Below are 19568 nucleotides of genomic sequence, written 5' to 3'. Positions count from 1 at the left end.
GTGCGTAAGCGAATTAGCATCTGTGATGCACATCTTTACTTCCCATCTACACTCCTACCTTTTACCTCTCCCGCGCAAATCCTATCTTTGCCGGCTGTAACCGCTTATGATAGTTCATCAATTTTACGATAAAGGTTTGGCGCATGCCTCGTACGCAATAATTCGCACCGGCCGCATGATAGTGATTGACCCGGCCCGCAACCCGCAGCCTTATTACGATTTTGCAGCGCTGCACAACGCAGATATTGCCGGTGTTATTGAAACCCACCCCCATGCCGATTTTGTGAGCTCGCATCTTGAGATTCATAAAACCACCGATGCCGTTATCTATGTTAGCAAGCTTGCAGGTGCCGAATATCCGCATGAAGCATTTGATGACGGCGATGTTATTCAACTGAATGACATCAAACTAAAAGCGATTAACACACCCGGTCACTCGCCCGATTCGATTTGCATATTATTGGAAGACGAAAACGGCCGCGATTGCGCCATATTTACCGGCGACACCCTATTTGCAGGCGATGTGGGCAGGCCCGACTTACGCGAAAGCGCAGGGAACATTACAGCCAAGAAAGAAGAATTGGCCCGGCAGATGTACCAAAGCACCCGCCAAAAGTTAATGAAATTGCCTGCGGACATTACCGTTTACCCGGCACACGGTCCTGGCTCGCTCTGTGGCAAAAGTATGAGCCCAGATTTGCAAACAACTATTGGTAAAGAGTTACGTGAAAACTACGCCCTGCAACTAATGGACGAACTGGCCTTTGTAAACCTGCTTACTTCCGACCAACCTTTTATGCCAAAATATTTTGGCTATGACGTGGAACTGAATAAAACCGGTGCACCAAACTTTAATGAAAGCGTTGATAATGTTGTTAAGATTAAGGCCGATGCTGGTTTGGCTGAAGGCATACAGGTTATAGATACCCGCCCGAGGGGTAACTATCGCGAGGGCCACTTGCCCGGCAGCATTAATTTGCAGGACGGTGAAAAGTTTGAAACCTGGTTAGGGTCTATCATCAACCCGGGCGAAGCATTTTACCTCACTGCTGCTAGTGATGCCGCACTTGACATTGCTATTAACAAAATTGCCAAAATAGGCTACGAGCAAAATATAAAAGCAGCGCTGCTTACCCCGCCAACAGCTACAGAACAAGCGCCTGTACTTGATGAAGCGGCTTTCAGAGCGCAACCCCAAAATTGCACCATCATAGACGTACGCAACTGGGCCGAAATAAAAGCGGGTAAAATATTTGCTGATGCTTTAACAATTCCGCTGCCCGAGTTGAGGGAACGCATTGGCGAAATACCTGCCGATAAACCAATTGTGGTGCATTGCGCAGCAGGCTATCGCTCGGCCGCTGCAGTTAGTATTATTTCGGCGCAAATAAAAGACGTGCCGGTATATGATCTTAGCGACGCAATAAAAACGTTCTAAACCGTTTTTTTTATACGATTGGTTGCTGCCTCTATTCACTTTGATAAAATTGTTTATAATTGCAGCATCACACTATGACTGACGAGGCGGTTTTAAAACGGATAAAAGTTATTGTAAAAGATCATGGCGGGCAATTAGCCCTTGCTAATGCCATAGGTGTTGATCAGGGCTTTATAAGCAAGGTGATTAACAAGAAGCAGGATATAAGTTACTATCTTATCCGTAAACTTTGCTTCCAGTTAAAATACTCGCCCGAGTGGCTCATCCTGGGCACAGGCGAAAAGCATTTGCACAAACCAGACTCGGCCAAACTCATCACGGAGATACAAATGCTGCGTACCGAAGTAGACATCTTACACGCTCGTATGCGTGCCTATGAACTGGAAATGCAGGAAATTAAGCAGCACTTAAATCCCGAAAAACAAAACGCTGGTTAACAGTAATTTTATTTTGCACTTAACATTCATTTAATATTAAGTGTCCTTTTTGGTAATACATCAGTAACATTCAACTAACATCGCGGTAATAATTTTGCGGTATTAAATTAATACACGTGAAAAGATTTTTAACCGTAATCTCAGTCGTTATTTCCTTAACCCTATCGGCAAACACACTATTTGCCCAAAACCCGGGTAGGATAACCGGTAAAGTTATCGACTCAAAAACCAGTGAAACATTAATTGGTGCCACAGTAAGCCTGCAAGGCACTACTAAAGGTGTAGCAACAGATGTTGAAGGCCACTATGCACTAAGCGGCGTTGCCCCGGGCAAATACACCGTTTTAATACGCTACATTGGCTATCAAACAAAATCAATTTCGGACATTGAAGTAAAAGCAGGGGCAGCAACTCCGCTTGATGTCACCCTGTCGCAATCAGAAACTACTGCTTTAAAAGAAGTAGTTATTAAGGCAACCTACCGTCAGGAGTCGGTAAGTTCATTATACGCTATTCAAAAAAACAGCGTATCAATATCTGATGGTATTTCATCAGAACTTATACGCCGCTCACCAGACAGGAGCACCAGCGATGTATTGAAACGCGTTAGCGGTACCACCATACAGGACAATAAGTTTGTGGTTGTACGTGGTTTGAGCGACCGTTACAACACAGCCTCTTTAGATGGTTCTCCGCTGCCAAGCACCGAGCCTAACCGCAAGGCTTTCTCGTTTGATATTGTGCCAAGTAACCTTATCGACAATATCATCATCAGCAAAACAGCCAGCCCTGATTTGGCCGGAGACTTTGCAGGCGGTAACGTACAGATATTGACCAAAGACATACCAGATCAAAACTTTGTAAGCTTTGGTATTGGCGCAGGTTACAATACCAAAAGCACTTTTAAAGACTTTAAAAGCGGCTACCGCTCAACCAGCGATTACTTTGGTTTTGACGACGGCAGCCGTAAACTGGCCAACAATTTCCCGTCGACAGAGCGTATTGTAAACAATCAGCTTTCAAAAAACCAGGAAATACAATCGGCACGCAGCCTTAATAATGATTTTAATATCTACACCAACAAAGCGTTGCCTACGCAAAGCTACCAGCTTACAGTTGGTGATGTTAAAGAGTTGGGTGCCGCAAAAAACAAGTTAGGTACAACGGTATCATTAACCTACCGTAATTCGCAAAACATAACGCCTAATTTGATACAGCGTTATGATAACTACGACTACCAAAGCGAGATAAGCAAGTTCTCTACCAACATTGGTGCGCTTGCAAACTTTGCATACAGCTTCGGTAAAAACAAAATCACCTTCAAAAACCTGTACAACCGTATCCTGGACGACCAGTTTACTTACCGTACCGGCCCTAACTCGTCAACGTCATCAAATGACAACCGCTTTTATGCTTATGACATGCTTGAAAAAGGCTTGTTTAAAAGCACGCTTGAAGGTGACCATGCTGTTGGCGAAAAATCAAAAATCAAATGGAACCTTGGTTTCAGCAACATTACCAATGACCAGCCGGATCAGCGTAAGGTTAACTACAAACAAAGTAACCCGGGCGATCCATACTATGCTACACTTGAAACGCTTGGTAAGGAAAATGCACGTTTCTTCTCTAAACTTAACGAGAATATTTACTCGGGCAAAGTAGATTACAGCCTGCCGGTAAACCTGTTTAAACAAAGCACTTTAAAATTAGGTGTTAACTCACAATACCGCGACAGGAACTTCAATGCCCGCTTCATCGGTTTAATTGCCGACAGATCAAACTCAACTTACGATATCGATGCAATTTTGCAGCGCCCTATCCAAACCCTGTTTAGCCCGAGCGTTATCAACGCAGGTATATTTGATTTGCAGGAGATTTCAAACCTTGCCGACAGATACAATGCCCACAGTTTAACTAACGCTGGTTACGCCATGTTGGACAGCAAGATTGGCGAAGACGTAAGGGTTGTTTACGGTTTACGCGTTGAGAAATTTGACCTGAAATTAAAAACACAGGATCCTAACCAGCCGGAAGTTAAGCTAAACAATACAGATTTCCTTCCGTCGGTTAACTTTACTTACAGTTTAACGCCTAAAGCAAATTTCAGGGCATCATACTACCGCACACTTGCCCGCCCGGAGTTTAGGGAGCTTGCAACCTTTGCGTTTTATGATTACGAATTACTGGCTACAGTACAGGGTGAACCAAGCCTGAAAAGGACATTGATTGATAACGCCGATATCCGTTACGAATTTTATCCTGCTGCCGGTCAGATATTCTCGGTATCAGCTTTCTACAAAAAATTCCAAAACGCTATCGAACCAATATTTGACGACCGTAACTCAACCACCACCATCAGCTACTTCAACTCCAAATCAGCTTATGTATATGGTTTCGAGCTTGAGGCCCGCAAAGCGCTTGATTTTATCAACGGTAGCATGTTCATGAAAAACACTACAGCATACGCAAACTTATCCGTTAACAAATCGCGCGTAACCAACCCTGATGATGGTATCGATCGTCTTGAAAAAACACGCCGGTTGGTAGGCCAGTCGCCATATGTGGTTAACGCCGGTATTACACACACCGAGCTGGATAACAAACTATCAATAAACTTGTTGTTTAACCGCCTTGGTAAACGCATATTCCTGGCTGGTGGCGCACGTTTCTCGAGCGTGTATGAAATGCCGCGTAACGTGTTAGATGCACAGGTAGGTTATAAGGTGTTTAAAAACAAAGGCGAGTTTAAACTAAGCGCTACAGACATACTTGCAAACAACTACAGCTTCGAGTATGAGCTTGATGGCAAACCTTACATTCCGTCTGGTCCAGGCAACATCTTCCGCCGCTACAACATTGGCTCAACATACTCATTATCATTTAATTACACATTTTAATATTAGTCATTTGTTAAAGCCTGCTTAACACAGGCTTAATAATTAAGCTCGTAATTTGTATAAAATTCGAAAGAAACAATCATGAAAAAACCTCTATTATTATTATCATTAGGTGCCACCTTGCTTTTTGGTGCATGCTCTAAAAAAGATGCTGTAATTGACGACACAACACCTCCGGTAGTAACCACTCCATCAAATACTGTATCTGTTAGTGGCGACATTACTACTAACACTACCTGGACAGCCGACAAAATCTACACACTATCAGGTTTTGTTTATGTAACCAACGGTGCAACTTTAACTATTGAGCCAGGTACAATCATTAAAGGCGATAAAGCTACTAAAGGTACTTTGATTATTACCCGCGGTGCTAAAATTGAAGCAGTAGGTACTGCTGATAAACCAATTGTATTTACATCATCATTTGCTGCCGGTACCCGCAACGCTGGTGACTGGGGTGGTATCATCCTTTTGGGTAAAGCTCCTGTTAACCAAGGTGAAAACGTAGGTATTGAGGGTGGTTTAGATGCTAAAGGCGATGCTGCTAAATACATCCAATACGGTGGTAACGTAGCTAACGATAACTCTGGTACCTTAAAATATGTACGTATCGAGTATGCCGGTATCCCATTCTCTCCGGATAATGAGATCAACGGTTTAACAATGGGCGGTGTAGGCTCGGGCACTACAATAGACTATGTAATGGTTTACCGTTCTGGTGATGACGCTTTTGAGTGGTTTGGCGGTACAGTAAATGCTAAACACTTATTAGCTATTGGTAGCGTAGATGATGATTTTGATACCGACTTTGGTTTCGCTGGTAAAGTACAGTTTGGTATCTCTCAGCGTTACCCTACAGTTGCGGACGTTTCTGGTTCAAACGCATTCGAGTCTGATAACGATGGTTCTGGTTCTGATAAAACCCCACAAACCTCAGCTGTATTTTCTAACATGACTTTGGTTGGCCCGGTTATCCCAACAGGTGCGGCTACAACTATCCCATCTGTTAACGCTAACTACCAGCACGCTGCACAAATCCGTCGTAACTCTGGCGAGAGCATCCTTAACTCGGTATTTGCAGGTTTTGTTGATGGCATCTATATCGACGATTCAAAAGTAACTACTGCTGCTTCAACTTCAACTAACTTTACTGCAGGGAGGTTAGTATTTACCAACAACATTATCGGCAACATCCGTACTGCTGCTAACGAAGTTAAAGGCGAAAACAAATCATTGTTCGAAGCTACTTTGAGAGCTAATAACACTTTCAACTCAACTTTAAATGCTTCAACTTTGTTAACTGATCCTTTCAAATACTCATCAGACTTTGCTAACGCTGGTATCCCTGTGTTCACTGTAAAAGCTGGTTCTGTTGCTGAAACAGGTGCAGCATTTACAAATGCAAAAGTTGCTGATACTTTCTTTGAAAGAGTAACTTACCGCGGTGCTATGGGCTCAACAGATTGGACAGCTAACTGGACAAACTTTAACCCACAAGCTACTTTGTACACCACTCCTGGTGCTACCAAATAATTAAACAAAACTATCTTAATAACAAGGCGGCTATCCATTTGGGTAGCCGCTTTTGTTTGTTTACGGATGTGGTATAGCTGAAAACCATTATGCTGTTGAACAGTTGTTAAAACAAAGAGCTATATTATGGTACCGTTATTTTTTACAGTTGGAGGCAACAGGCCGGTAAAAATACTCCCCAATATACAGGCACAGGCCGACGGGCACCCCGTGCTTACCTACACCTACAATATATATAGTAGCGCAAATGATGAAACGCCTGCTATGGAGAGCAGGCAGGAAGCAGAGTTACTATTAGAAAAAAAGCTCGACCCTAATTACCTGGGTCACCTCGCTATTGAAGATCCAGGCAAACTGTTTACCTATATAGCCGACGGCAACGCGGAATTAAGTACAACGGAAGTGCAGGAAGTGATAGAAAATATTATGCATTACCGTAACCACCCTGGGCTTTGGAATTTAGATGAAAGTTAATAACGCATAGCCCTTATTATATGCAGAACATACTTTTCTTCGGCGACAGCTTAACAGCCGGTTACGGCCTGGCAAATGCAGCAAAAGAATCTTTCCCGGCGCTTATAGGTGATAAGATAGCCAAACTGGGTTTACCATATAAAATAATAAACGCTGGACTAAGTGGTGACACTACCGCGGGCGGTTTGTCACGGCTCGACTATTGGCTTAGCCAGCCGGTAGATGTATTCGTTTTGGAGTTGGGTATTAATGATATCAGGCGGGGCGTTCCTCCTGCTGTAATTGCGCAAAACCTCCAGGCGATAATCAATAGAGTAAAATCCAGATATCCAATTGCAAAGCTCATGCTTTTGGGGATAGAAATACCTGCAATACTTGGTGGCAGCATTGCCGTACAATTTAGCGCTATTTACCCGCAACTGGCCAAAGTCAATAAGATGGCATTTATTCCATTTCTTCTCAAAGGTGTGGCTGGCCAAAAGCACCTCAACCTGTGGGACAGGCTCCATCCCTCTGCAGAAGGTTATAAGGTTGTGGCAGAATTGGTTTGGCCGGAACTGAAAAGAATATTATAATCGGCTACTTCATACGGCCGTCACAAAACAAATCCGACTGATTGCAAATTCGCACTTGTGCACATTAAGCCTTATCTTTGCACACCAAAATAAATATCTATGTTAAAAGGATTTTTTAACGTGCCCCCTGCAGTAAATGAGCCTGTTTTAAACTACGGCCCACGCAGTGTGGAACGTGCAGCACTTAAAGCAGCTTTAGAGGCTGCCCGCTCGCAACAGGTTGATATACCGATGTACATTGGCGCCGATGAAGTGCGCACAGGTAACCTTAAAGAACTGCGCCCGCCGCATGATCATAAACACCTATTAGGCACTTTTCACTTCGGCGATAAGAGCCATGTAAATGCCGCTATTGATGCTGCCCTTGCTGCAAAAGCCGACTGGGAAAACCTGCCTTGGGAACAACGCGCCGCCATATTTTTAAAAGCTGCCGATCTGGTAGCCGGGCCATACCGCGCCACTATTAACGCTGCAACCATGCTAGGCCAAAGCAAAAATGCATACCAGGCAGAGATTGATGCAGCTTGCGAGTTTGTTGACTTTTTGCGCTTCAACGTGCAATACATGACCGAGATTTACCAGCAACAGCCACCTGTTTCTGGTAAAGGTATCTGGAACCGTGTAGAGCAGCGCCCGCTGGAAGGTTTTGTGTTTGCTTTAACACCGTTTAACTTTACAGCCATTGCCGGTAACCTGCCTGCAAGTGCAGCCATGATGGGTAACGTTGTGGTTTGGAAACCTGCCGATACGCAGGTTTACGCCGCTAACGTTATCATGCAGATATTTAAAGAAGCTGGCGTGCCGCCGGGTGTTATCAACCTGATATATGCCGACGGACCGGAAGTTGGAGAGGTGGTATTTAACCATCCCGATTTTGCTGGTATCCACTTTACAGGCTCAACCGGTGTTTTCCAAAACATTTGGCAAACTATTGGTACCAACATTCATAAATACAAAACCTACCCACGCATAGTTGGCGAAACAGGCGGTAAAGACTTTGTACTTGCCCACCCAAGCGCCAATGCCGATGTTGTTGCCGTAGCACTATTACGTGGTGCCTTTGAGTACCAGGGTCAAAAATGTTCGGCTGCGTCACGTGCATACATACCTGCTTCATTATGGCCGGCTGTTAAAGAGCACATGGTACGCGAGATGGCTACGTTTAAGATGGGCCCTACCGAAGATTTTGAAAACTTCATCAATGCGGTTATAAGCGAAGTATCTTTTGATAAACTGGCTAAGTACATTGACGATGCAAAGGCTGACGATAGTGTTGAGCTGATTGCGGGTGGTAACTATGATAAATCTCAAGGCTGGTTTATTGAACCAACTGTTATAAAAGTTGATGATCCGTTTTATGTTACCATGTGTACCGAGCTGTTTGGCCCTGTGCTAAGCGTTTACGTTTATGAAGACGATCAGTTTGAGCAGATCATGGATACTATTGATAAAACGTCTATATACGCCCTTACAGGCTCTATCATCTCTCAAGATCGCTATGCTATTGCACAAGCAACACAACGCCTTCGCAACGCAGCAGGTAACTTCTACGTTAATGATAAACCTACAGGTGCAGTAGTAGGCCAGCAACCATTTGGTGGCGCACGCGGCAGCGGCACTAACGATAAAGCAGGCTCGATGATAAACCTGTTGCGTTGGGTATCTCCGCGCACTATTAAAGAAACGTTCGATCCGCCGAAAGATTACAGGTATCCGTTTTTACAGAAAGAGTTATAATGATTGTAAATAGAGAAAGCCCAGCTTTAATTAAAGTTGGGCTTTTTTATTAGTTTATTATCCCGTTGAAAATGCCTTAATCTATTATTCACCAATCAGATCTAGGCGAAATGATTAAGCAAAAAAGCCGGCAAGAAATTTTCCCGCCGGCCTAAACTAAAAAAACAACCCCATTACTGGAATTTTGATGAACAGCAAACACTTGAATATCTCATAGCGCAACGTGCCTGAACTTTGGCATCTCGTAGCGCTCTCTTATATCATGTAATTCAACCACTATGCCTTTGGTAAACGCATTGCGGCGGTAGTTATGGATGATTTCCAACACGTCCGGGTCAATGTAGCGTGAATTTGACCCGTCGATAACTACCGTGATACCTTGAGGCAAATCCGCCAGGGTAGCTTGTATCGAGGCCTTATTCAAGAAAGAAACCTCTTCGGCAAGTTTAAGATTGATGGTTTTCCTATTGCCGTTTGTAGTAATCTCATAAAAATATGGGTTACGCATGTTTGTGCGCAATACGTAAAATATACCCACAGCCATGCCTATACCTACACCAATTAGTAAATCGGTAAATACAACGGCCACAATAGTGACCAAAAACGGCACAAACTGGTTAAGCCCCTTGTGCCACATATGCGTAAACAGCGACACCTTGGCAAGCTTGTAACCCACAGTAAGCAATATTGCTGCAAGGCACGATAGTGGTATCTTATTTAACACGGTTGGTATAGCCAGTAAACATATCAGCAATAACAAGCCATGAAAAATAGTGCTTACCTTGGTACGTGCACCCGAGTTTACATTTGCCGATGACCGCACAATAACGGCTGTCATGGGTAAACCGCCTAATAAACCGCTCACTAAGTTGCCAGCCCCCTGTGCAACCAGCTCGCGGTTTGTAGGCGATATCCTTTTGATAGGATCAATTTTGTCGACCGCTTCGAGGCTAAGCAATGTTTCGAGGCTGGCAACAATGGCAATGGTAATTGCCGTTATCCAAATCTGCTTATTGCCAATAGCCCCAAAATCGGGCAACTTAAACAACCCCACAAATTCTTGCGTGCTACCCACAATCGGGATCTGCACAAATTGTTTATTTAAAAGCGCCAGCCCATTTCCCGAAAAAACAGAAGCTAAGATTATACCCACTACCACAACAACAAGCGGCGCAGGTACAAGCGCTAACTTCTTAACCTTTGGCCAGTATATCATGATAGCCAACGATACCAGGCTGATAATTACGGCACCATAGTTAATTTTACCCAATGCCCTCACCACGCCCGAAAAGGTATTGTCGGCATCGGCCTGGGCAAACGTTTCATCACCTTCAAAGTCTGCATCATAGCCAACTGCGTGCGGAAGCTGTTTCATGATAAGTATGATGCCTATGGCTGCCAGCATCCCCACTATTACCGATGATGGGAAATAGCTGGCTATGGTGCCCGCCTTTATGAGCCCAAGCACTATTTGCAACGCGCCGGCTATAAATACGCTCAGCAAAAACACATCGTATGAGCCAAGCTTGGTTATAGCGTTTAATACTATTACAGTAAGCCCCGCGGCAGGCCCGGCAACACTAAGCTGCGAACCGCTTAAAGTACCTACTACAACGCCCCCTATTATACCCGCCAGTATGCCCGAAAACAATGGCGCACCAGATGCAAGCGCAATACCCAAACATAGCGGCAGCGCCACTAAAAACACAACAAGCCCTGAAGGAATATCCCGCTGCAGGTTTTTGGCTGTAAAGTATTTTGTTTGGTTAGGGGTTTCGGCAAATGCTTGGCTGCCTTGTTTAATTTGCATAATAAGCGCGAATTAAAAACTTAATTTTAATAACACTTTTGGCATAACACACCGGCTTATGCCAATGTAGATTGCGCTTTAATTGCTTTGCCGGTAATTACCAGGATAGCAAACCCAACCCGGCAGTAAGCCAGGTCAGCATTAATTATGCGTTTGGAGGAGGGGTAGGTATTACCGGATGATAAACCTCAGTATAAAGTGATCTTTCCCGGTTATGTAATATAGTAACCTCGTGTATGTGTGTTATATAAGCAATAACAACATGACTGATATTCTCGTCGAAAGATTTTTTTTCTTTAAAGGCATCCTTTTCAGGATCTTCCTTTTCGCTTTTGGTCTCGTTTTCAAGCTGCATTATTACAGCTTTAACGGCTTTATTATTCAGGCACCAAAAAGCAGGTGCAAAAGATATGGCCATCTTCATAATAAAGATGCTCATAAACAAAAATGTTGCTGCAAGCTTAAAATGGCCTTTTTTCATGCTGCACAAATATATAAATTTTCGTAATTCAACAAAGGCTGCGTTCGATCAAAATAAATTTTATCTAATTTTTATTTTCCCATTGGAGACTTACGTAATACAGTCGAAAATAAAAGCCGATTACCATTTAAATCATAATCCGCTTACATTCGCTTATGCTTTCTATTGAACAGATTACGCCCCAGCTTACCTGGCAATTGCGCCGGGATGTGCTTTACCCCGGCAAGTACAAGCACGATATGGAAATGGAGGAAGATAACGAAGGATATCACTTTGGCGCTTTTACAGATAACAAATTGGTTGCCGTAATATCATTGTTCAAGCACAGCGATCACCACTGGCAGTTTCGCAAATTTGCAGTTAGTGAGGTTTTGCAGGGCACCGGCATTGGCACACAATTACTCAATTATATAACCAATTTTGTACTCAACGAGGGTGGCCAACTACTGTATTGCCATGCGCGGCTTTCGGCTATAGGCTTTTATGAAAAACATGGCTACAAGCAAGTTGGTGATGTGTTTAATAAGGGCGGTATTGACTTTATAAGGATGGAAATATGCCTGTAATAACATAAAAGGTCAGCCTGCCTTGCGCAACCTGACCCTTCTTACTAACTGATCTAACTAACTGTTACAAAAGTGGCACTCCTAGTATTAAATTCTTATTAAATTGTTAACACTATTACATAAACGTTAACATGCTATATTCCATTTAAATCTGCTTTGCTATATTTGCCATAGCAGCACTATGCTGCCATGTGTTACAAATGGCTACAGACAAAACAGAAACAGAACAAAAACCAGCTGTTGTTAATCAACAATCTCTGGAGTTTTTTGAAAAGTATATTAATAATCCATCTCCTACCGGCTTTGAGTGGAAGGGCCAGCAAATGTGGCTCGACTACCTTAAACCCTACATCGACGAGCATTTTGTAGATAATTACGGTACAGCAGTTGGCGTAATCAACCCGCAGGCAGATTACAAGGTTGTGATCGAGGCTCATGCTGATGAGATATCGTGGTTTGTAAACTACATCACCAATGATGGTTTAATTTATGTTATCCGCAATGGCGGCTCCGACCACCAGATAGCGCCATCAAAACGTGTTGACATCCATACCGACAACGGTATTGTTAAAGCAGTATTCGGCTGGCCGGCTATTCATACCCGCGGCGGCGAAAAGGAGGAAGCTCCTACCCTAAAAAATATCTTTTTGGATTGCGGCTGCACTACAAAGGAAGAAGTTGAAAACCTGGGCATCCACGTAGGTTGTGTAATTACTTACGAGGATGAATTTATGGTATTAAACGACCGCTACTACGTTGGCCGTGCTTTAGACAACCGCGCCGGTGGCTTCATGATTGCGGAAGTAGCACGTTTGCTTAAAGAGAATAACATAAAGCTGCCTTTTGGCCTCTACATTGTAAATGCCGTGCAGGAAGAAATTGGCTTACGCGGTGCCGAGATGATTGCCCACCGTATTAAACCAAACGTAGCCATTATTACCGATGTTACCCACGATACAAATACCCCGATGATCAATAAGATTACGCAAGGTGATTTAAGCAGCGGTAAAGGGCCGGTAATTTCTTATGCGCCTGCGGTACAAAACAACCTGAACAAATTACTTATCGAGTCGGCACAAAAAGCGGGCATACCATTTCAGCGCCAGGCATCGTCGCGATCAACCGGTACTGACACCGATGCCTTTGCATACTCAAACGATGGCGTACCATCGGCTCTGATATCACTACCACTGCGCTACATGCATACTACGGTAGAGATGATTCACAAAGATGACGTAGACAATGTTATCCGCCTTATTTATGAGTCGTTGCTTAATATCGAAGCTGGGCAAGACTTCAGATATATCAAATAATTCCAAACAAAATTTAATACAGCACCTTACTTTATACAATTTATAAAATAGCATTTATGAAACCAACCCTTCTCATCCTGGCGGCAGGTATGGCCAGCAGATATGGCAGCATGAAACAAGTTGATGGCTTTGGCCCAAACGGCGAAACCATCATCGATTACTCAATTTATGACGCCATTAAAGCAGGCTTTGGCAAAATCAGCTTCATTATTCGTGAAGAATTTGCCGAAGCATTTAAAGCCAAATTTGAGCCTAAACTGGCCGGGCGTGTCGAGACAGATTACGTTTTCCAAAGCTATGATTTGAAACCGTTTGGTATAACAGAGGAAATTGAGCGCGCAAAGCCATGGGGTACTGCCCACGCTGTACTTGCAGCGCGTAACCAGGTGAATGAGCCTTTTTGCGTGATTAATGCTGACGACTTTTACGGATATGACGCCTTCGAAAAAATGGCTAAGTTTTTAACTACCGAAGTTAGCGACGACACCTACTCGCTTATAGGTTACCAGGTTGACCGCACCTTATCAGATTACGGCTCGGTATCGCGCGGTGTGTGCCAGGTAGAAGATGGTAACATGGTTGCTATTAACGAGCGCCTTAAAGTTTACTTTAAAGAGGACGGCAGCGTAGCCTATGAAGAAGACGGGCAAGAATTTCCTTTAGACCCGCTAACCCGTGTATCAATGAATTTCTGGGGCTTTACACCGGCAGTTTTCAAACAAAGCGAGCCAATGTTTAAAGCTTTTGTTGAAGCTAAAAAGGCTGATCCTAAAGCTGAGTTCTTTATCCCGCTTGTTGCTGATGGGTTAATTAAAACCGGCGAGGCTGCCTTTAAAGTAATCCCTACCGATGCAAAATGGTTTGGTGTTACATACAAAGAAGACAAGCCAATTGTACAAAAGAGCATTTCTGCTTTGGTTGATAGCGGCGTTTACCCAAGTAACCTTTGGGAATAAGCTATCCGCCTTATTAAATATCAAATCCTGCCCTAAAAAGGCGGGATTTTTTGTTTGGTATGCCGGTGCCAATTGTTTGCTTTTTGTGATATATTTATAGCTTAAAATATCCTGATGAAACTTAGACTAACCCTTATGCTCTTGCTGATGGGCGGCTACTCGGCCCACCTTTCGGCACAAAACAACTACGCCTGGAAAACGGCAACCGGCGGCGGTTACACTTACAAATATGTAACCGGCGACCCAACTCACTCACGTTTTTACACCTTAAAAAACGGCCTTACTGTTATTTTAAGCCCTACAGATAAACAACCACGCATACAAGCCTACATAGCTGTTAAAGCAGGCAGTAAAACCGACCCTGCCGACCATACCGGCCTTGCCCACTACCTGGAGCACATGATGTTTAAAGGCACCGATAAGTTTGGCACGTTAAACTGGGCTAAAGAAAAGCCATTGCTCGATAAAATCGACGAGTTGTATGAGCAATATAACTCAACTAAAGACGAAGGCAAACGCAAAGAGATATACAAGGATATTGACAAAACATCTGGCGAAGCTGCCAAGTTTGCCATAGCCAACGAGTATGACAAGATGATGAGCGCTATGGGCGGCCAAAACAGCAATGCCTTTACCTCATTTGAGCAAACTGTTTATACGGAAGATATACCAAGCTCGGCAGTTGATAAATTCCTGACCATGCAGGCCGAGCGTTTCCGCAAACCGGTGCTGCGTATTTTCCATACCGAGCTTGAAGCGGTTTATGAGGAAAAGAACCGTGGTCTGGACAGCGACCCAAGCAAAGTTTGGGAAGCACTTTTCGAGGGCTTGTTTCCAAACAACAACTATGGTAAACAAACAACCATAGGTACTATTGAGCACCTTAAAAACCCGTCGTTAAAGGCTATTCGCAAATACTACTACGATTATTACGTGCCAAACAACATGGGCATCATTCTATCAGGTGATTTTAACCCGGATGTGATGATCAAAAAGATTGCGCAGCATTTCAATTCGATGACCCGCAAGCCGGTTCCGCCTTACAAAATCACACCCGAGGCACCTATCACCACCCCGGTTATTAAAGAAGTTTACGGCCCTAATCCCGAGAACCTTACCATTGCGTATCGTTTTCCTGGTGCCAGCACCCGCGATGCGCGCTTGCTGAGCCTTATGGGTTCGCTGCTAACCAATGGCAAAGCAGGCCTGTTCGACCTTGATCTTACCAAAAAGCAAAAACTGCTTAGCGCATCGGCATCTGCCAATACACTTAAGGATTACAGCGTACTTATTTTGCGCGGCACTCCTGTAAAGGGCCAATCGTTAGATGATGTTAAAACCCTGATGCTTGCCGAAATCGATAAACTGCGCAAGGGCCAGTTCTCTGACGACCTGATCCAATCTATTGTAAACAACTACAAGCGCAGCAAAATTGAACAGGATGAAAGCTATACGCAACGTGCCAGCAACCTGATGGACGATTTTACAAGCGGTGTTGACTGGCGTACAGATGTGGCCGCAATAAACGAATTATCTAAAGTAACAAAGGCACAGATAGTGGCATTTGCCAACCAATATCTAAAAGACAATAACTACGTGGCTGTTTACAAGCGACAAGGTGCCGATAAAAACGTAGTGAAAGTTGAAAAGCCTGCTATCACCCCGGTAGAAGTAAATGCCGGCGAGCAATCGCCTTATGTAAAAATGATAAACACCATGCCGGCTAATGCAGTGCAACCTGTTTGGCTGGACTTTGGCAAAGATATACAGCGCAGTAAATCGGGGCCGGTTGATGTGCTATCGGTGCAGAATAAAGACAACAGCATATTCCGCCTGTATTACCGTTTTGATATGGGTAGCTGGAACAATAAGCTATTGCCGGTAGCCGCACAGTATTTACAGTTTTTAGGTACCGATAAGCAATCGTCAGAAGATATCAGCAAAGCGTTTTACAAACTGGCTTCTACCTTCAGCGTAAATGCAAGTACCGAAACATCTATGGTCACAATAAGCGGCCTTCAGGAAAACTTTGGCCCATCTGTTAGCTTGTTCGAAAACCTGCTGGCCAATTGCAAAGCAGATGAACAAGCGCTTGCAGGCTTGAAGGCACGTTTAAAAAAATCGAGAGAAAACTTAAAACTTAACAAAGCTGCGCTTTTGCAGGGTCTTGTAAATTACGCACAGTACGGTGCCGACAATCCTTTTAACTATACATTGAGTGATGAGGATATTGACAACCTAAAGGCACAGCAACTGGTTGATATTTTACACAGCCTGGTTAATTACAAGCATACTATATTGTACTATGGCCCGCAAAATGCAGCGCAGGTAGGCACATCATTAGCCACGCTACATAAAACGCCAGCTACCTTTACAGCCTATCCTGCCAAAAAAGTGTTTACCCGTACACAGGTAAACGGCAACAAAGTACTATTCGCCAATTACGATATGGTACAGGCCGAAATACAATGGGTACGTAACGAGAGCATGTATAACCCGGCATCAAATCCGGTAATAAATGCCTTTAATAACTATTTTGGCGGCGGCATGAATTCGATAGTATTCCAGCAAATTCGCGAATCTAAAGCCCTGGCTTACTCAACTTACGCATACTACAGCCAATCGGCCAAGAAAGACGATAACGATATTTTTGTTGGATATGTAGGCACACAGGCTGATAAAATGAATGAAGCTATTAAATCCATGAACGATTTGATAAATAACATGCCGCAATCTGAGAAAGGACTTATTGCTGCAAAAGATAATATTCGCAAATCGATAGAGACCGAGCGCGTAACACAGGACGGCATTATCTTTAGTTACCTTGCCGCCCAGCGCAAAGGGCTTGATTATGATGAACGTAAAAATACCTTTAACGAGGTAAACAAACTTACCCTTACCGACCTTGCAAACTTTAATAAAAAGGAATTACAGAACAAGCCATTCATCTATTGCATTGTAGCATCAGACAAACGGGTAACCGACGACGATATGAAAAAATATGGCGAACTTATTAAGCCGGATATGAAGCAAATATTCGGGTATTAAATATTATTTTTACTGCAAAACAAGAAAGGCGCCTTATGGTGCCTTTCTTGCTTTGCAGCTTCTCTAAAAAACTCAATAATTTTTTTTGTACTTATAATATACAAACAAACTAAAGTAATATATTTGTTACAATCGCTCTCTTGATCGTAAAATACAAATCCCCCTGCTTGTATAAATGGTTGCATTACAAAACAAAAAAGTAGAACACATATGCACAAAGTGCAAATCTGAGTTTGATGACCGCATCCCACGTGGTTTAATTGTGCGAACGTTTCTTTTTTGGCTACCCTTAAAACGCTACATATGTTATAAATGCAAGCGTAGCAAGTATTTCCTGAATTAACTATTACTTATACAAGTATATATAGCAAGGCCTTCCTTGATTTATAGTAGTATTCGTATCACCTATCAATAACCGCACGCTAAGAAGAAATGCTTGGCCAATACCGCGTATTGCCCTACATGTGGTACATTATTTCACAGCAAGCTACATTGCAGCCTTTATAAAAAGCTATTATTCAATTTTGCATGCCTTTTAAATACTCTCTTTAATAGTTATAGAAGGATATTTATATCATTAAAAACTAATTAGAAAGCCCACTTATTAATAATTGGTATAAGTATTGTTAGTGATGTTGTAATATAGGCACACATACAGCACTGTTGTGCACGGTTTAAGACAGAGACTAATTTTGAGATAATGCGACGGATTTTAGCGGTAGACGATGACCATGATATTTTAGAGATATTACAATTTATACTTGAAGATTCGGGCTACCAGGTTGACACTCTTAGTGACGGCCGCCACTTAATGCAGAAAATTAACGAAATACACCCCGATTTAATTTTGCTTGATATTATGTTGGGCAGCCTTGACGGGCGCGAGCTTTGCAAAGCCTTAAAAAAGGACGAAAGCACCAACAACATTCCGGTAATAATGATTTCGGCAAGCCATTCTGTTGCAAAAACACTTAATCAAAGTGGTGCACCTAATGATTTTATCGCGAAACCGTTTGATATCAACAATCTTTTAAACAAAGTTAAAACGCACTTACAAGCTGCTTAATTCCTGACTTTGCTTTATGCCCAATTTATAAAGCTCATCACTTATTTTTTTATTCCAAATTTCCTGCTGATACCTATTAATACCGTGTTCAGTTTCGGCGTCATATTGCTTCTGCAGTTTATCCAACTCGTATAAAGCATCAAAATAAGCAACGTTTATCGGCCCGTCATAATTATCTACCGGTAAAGCTGTTTCCTCAATCTTTTTTCTGAAATGCTCGGCTACCAAGCGTACAATATCATAATGCCGCTGTTCGTGGTTTAAGCCGTAGCTACTGCGTTCAAGCACCCAGCTTGCACTCTTGGGCATGTAAACCTTCAAGTCAATTTCAACCTCTATAATGCCCTTGCTAAGTTTAGTTTGTTCGGCATAACCCAGGCTGGCAAATATCTCTGCGCCAAACTTGCTATACCTCGGCTGAGGCGCTTGGAAATCCTGCCACTTGAGCGGCCTATTAGCATCATAATAAATGGTATCACCTTCGGGCTGCTCGCTATGATATTTAAACGTAGACTTTACAGCCTTAGCCAACTTTATATTGTTATCCGCATTGGCGTTAATCCAGTTGTCGAGATACACCATGCTGTTTCGTAATGTGGTTGCTAACAATGGCTCGATTTGCTTGGCGTTACCCGCATTGCGTTGGTATGCCGATGTAGCTTTATAATCGGTGAGGTATAAAATTGTATCAGGCTTTTGCAAGCTGAATTCAATGGCAGTAGACAAACTTCCGTTTATGCGGCCGTTGGGTAGCAAAGCTTCGGTAACTTTTAAAGTTTTGATCTGAACTATTACAGGTGTTGCTTTATCGGCCGACTCCACGCTTGCTTTCATAAATTTTTCAAGCACAAAGCTACCACCATCTATTTGTACCTTCAAGGTTGAGGGCTTCTTATCGATGCCTGTTTCTATTAGGTTGCCCGTGGCGGATGCCTTGCCGGCACTTACAACTTTAGCAATGTGGTATTTAAATGTATTGATAGCCGGACCAGCCGGCTGCAGTTTAATAAGCTGCACGGGCGGCTGAGCCATACTTCTACCTGAAAATACCACCAAGCTTATAGCAATAACTAAATGTATTGCAACCCACTTATAACCAACCAACAACCTATATATCATCGCGATTTAAAAACGCAAACTTGGCCTTATTATTTTGTAGCATTTTGCCTGCCACTGCATATTAAATAATACTATTTTTGCGCCATACTCCCTGCCGGTTTTAACAGCCTTAAACCCC

15 protein-coding genes are annotated in these 19568 nt (G+C 43.1%); 12 read left to right on the top strand and 3 right to left on the bottom strand.

The genetic code is table 11. The annotated features are described in order from the left end of the window. The first annotated feature begins 106 nt into the window (after window positions 1-106). The 7 genes from FPZ43_RS10475 (at window position 107) to pruA (ending at window position 9091) form a co-directional block, all read left to right on the top strand. Window positions 107-1438, top strand: coding sequence for a rhodanese-like domain-containing protein (locus FPZ43_RS10475; RefSeq protein WP_146381860.1), 1332 nt, complete (start codon window positions 107-109; stop codon window positions 1436-1438). A gap of 74 nt (window positions 1439-1512) precedes the next feature. Then, the gene (locus tag FPZ43_RS10470) at window positions 1513-1875 is read left to right on the top strand and encodes a helix-turn-helix domain-containing protein (protein WP_146381859.1); all 363 of its coding nucleotides are present in this window, start codon (window positions 1513-1515) and stop codon (window positions 1873-1875) included. A 116-nt stretch (window positions 1876-1991) separates the two neighbouring features. Then, complete coding sequence (locus FPZ43_RS10465; RefSeq protein WP_261381052.1) at window positions 1992-4772, top strand: TonB-dependent receptor; 2781 nt, start codon at window positions 1992-1994, stop codon at window positions 4770-4772. An 81-nt stretch (window positions 4773-4853) separates the two neighbouring features. Continuing rightward, the gene (locus FPZ43_RS10460) at window positions 4854-6305 is read left to right on the top strand and encodes a hypothetical protein (RefSeq protein ID WP_146381858.1); all 1452 of its coding nucleotides are present in this window, start codon (window positions 4854-4856) and stop codon (window positions 6303-6305) included. 126 nt (window positions 6306-6431) lie between these two features. Continuing rightward, window positions 6432-6779, top strand: a complete 348-nt coding sequence (locus FPZ43_RS10455) for a hypothetical protein (RefSeq protein ID WP_146381857.1) — start codon at window positions 6432-6434, stop codon at window positions 6777-6779. A gap of 20 nt (window positions 6780-6799) precedes the next feature. Continuing rightward, window positions 6800-7354, top strand: coding sequence for an arylesterase (locus FPZ43_RS10450; protein WP_146381856.1), 555 nt, complete (start codon window positions 6800-6802; stop codon window positions 7352-7354). Window positions 7355-7453: 99 nt separating this feature from the next. After that, on the top strand, window positions 7454-9091 hold the full coding sequence (pruA, locus tag FPZ43_RS10445; RefSeq protein ID WP_146381855.1) for an L-glutamate gamma-semialdehyde dehydrogenase: 1638 nt from the start codon (window positions 7454-7456) through the stop codon (window positions 9089-9091). 211 nt (window positions 9092-9302) lie between these two features. On the opposite strand, the gene FPZ43_RS10440 is transcribed toward pruA, so the two are convergent. Then, entirely contained in the window at window positions 9303-10901 is a 1599-nt protein-coding gene (locus FPZ43_RS10440; RefSeq protein ID WP_146381854.1) for a SulP family inorganic anion transporter, read from the bottom strand. A gap of 145 nt (window positions 10902-11046) precedes the next feature. After that, complete coding sequence (locus tag FPZ43_RS10435) at window positions 11047-11382, bottom strand: hypothetical protein (RefSeq protein ID WP_146381853.1); 336 nt, start codon at window positions 11380-11382, stop codon at window positions 11047-11049. A gap of 155 nt (window positions 11383-11537) precedes the next feature. Here FPZ43_RS10435 and FPZ43_RS10430 point away from each other — a divergent pair, with 155 nt between their 5' ends. The 5 genes from FPZ43_RS10430 (at window position 11538) to FPZ43_RS10410 (ending at window position 18331) form a co-directional block, all read left to right on the top strand. Beyond that, on the top strand, window positions 11538-11948 hold the full coding sequence (locus tag FPZ43_RS10430; RefSeq protein ID WP_146381852.1) for a GNAT family N-acetyltransferase: 411 nt from the start codon (window positions 11538-11540) through the stop codon (window positions 11946-11948). A 200-nt stretch (window positions 11949-12148) separates the two neighbouring features. Then, window positions 12149-13261, top strand: coding sequence for a M42 family metallopeptidase (locus FPZ43_RS10425; protein ID WP_146381851.1), 1113 nt, complete (start codon window positions 12149-12151; stop codon window positions 13259-13261). A gap of 56 nt (window positions 13262-13317) precedes the next feature. After that, window positions 13318-14217: a nucleotidyltransferase family protein gene (locus FPZ43_RS10420; protein ID WP_146381850.1), complete on the top strand. Its 900-nt coding sequence runs from the start codon at window positions 13318-13320 to the stop codon at window positions 14215-14217. Window positions 14218-14331: 114 nt separating this feature from the next. After that, a complete protein-coding gene (locus FPZ43_RS10415) occupies window positions 14332-17265 on the top strand; it encodes a M16 family metallopeptidase (protein WP_146381849.1) in 2934 nt (977 codons plus the stop codon). Window positions 17266-17965: 700 nt separating this feature from the next. Beyond that, a complete protein-coding gene (locus FPZ43_RS10410) occupies window positions 17966-18331 on the top strand; it encodes a response regulator (RefSeq protein ID WP_261381051.1) in 366 nt (121 codons plus the stop codon). On the opposite strand, the gene FPZ43_RS10405 is transcribed toward FPZ43_RS10410, so the two are convergent. Then, a complete protein-coding gene (locus FPZ43_RS10405; protein WP_146381847.1) occupies window positions 18317-19363 on the bottom strand; it encodes a hypothetical protein in 1047 nt (348 codons plus the stop codon). The genes FPZ43_RS10410 and FPZ43_RS10405 overlap by 15 nt on opposite strands. Window positions 19364-19568: the final 205 nt, after the last annotated feature.

It is taken from the genome of Mucilaginibacter pallidiroseus, assembly GCF_007846085.1.
GTDB lineage: Bacteria > Bacteroidota > Bacteroidia > Sphingobacteriales > Sphingobacteriaceae > Mucilaginibacter > Mucilaginibacter pallidiroseus.
Note: the sequence above shows the minus strand (reverse complement) of the source record. Positions and strands in the feature narration are given on the sequence as shown.

Bases quoted from the DNA above. Each gene is read 5' to 3' on its own strand.
- FPZ43_RS10450 (WP_146381856.1), top strand. From the start codon at position 6,800: ATGCAGAACATACTTTTCTTCGGCGACAGCTTAACAGCCGGTTACGGC.
- FPZ43_RS10405 (WP_146381847.1), bottom strand. From the start codon at position 19,363: ATGGCTCAGCCGCCCGTGCAGCTTATTAAACTGCAGCCGGCTGGTCCG.
- pruA (WP_146381855.1), top strand. From the start codon at position 7,454: ATGTTAAAAGGATTTTTTAACGTGCCCCCTGCAGTAAATGAGCCTGTT.
- FPZ43_RS10420 (WP_146381850.1), top strand. From the start codon at position 13,318: ATGAAACCAACCCTTCTCATCCTGGCGGCAGGTATGGCCAGCAGATAT.
- FPZ43_RS10435 (WP_146381853.1), bottom strand. From the start codon at position 11,382: ATGAAAAAAGGCCATTTTAAGCTTGCAGCAACATTTTTGTTTATGAGC.
- FPZ43_RS10430 (WP_146381852.1), top strand. From the start codon at position 11,538: ATGCTTTCTATTGAACAGATTACGCCCCAGCTTACCTGGCAATTGCGC.
- FPZ43_RS10475 (WP_146381860.1), top strand. From the start codon at position 107: ATGATAGTTCATCAATTTTACGATAAAGGTTTGGCGCATGCCTCGTAC.
- FPZ43_RS10410 (WP_261381051.1), top strand. From the start codon at position 17,966: ATGCGACGGATTTTAGCGGTAGACGATGACCATGATATTTTAGAGATA.
- FPZ43_RS10440 (WP_146381854.1), bottom strand. From the start codon at position 10,901: ATGCAAATTAAACAAGGCAGCCAAGCATTTGCCGAAACCCCTAACCAA.
- FPZ43_RS10455 (WP_146381857.1), top strand. From the start codon at position 6,432: ATGGTACCGTTATTTTTTACAGTTGGAGGCAACAGGCCGGTAAAAATA.
- FPZ43_RS10470 (WP_146381859.1), top strand. From the start codon at position 1,513: ATGACTGACGAGGCGGTTTTAAAACGGATAAAAGTTATTGTAAAAGAT.
- FPZ43_RS10460 (WP_146381858.1), top strand. From the start codon at position 4,854: ATGAAAAAACCTCTATTATTATTATCATTAGGTGCCACCTTGCTTTTT.
- FPZ43_RS10425 (WP_146381851.1), top strand. From the start codon at position 12,149: ATGGCTACAGACAAAACAGAAACAGAACAAAAACCAGCTGTTGTTAAT.
- FPZ43_RS10415 (WP_146381849.1), top strand. From the start codon at position 14,332: ATGAAACTTAGACTAACCCTTATGCTCTTGCTGATGGGCGGCTACTCG.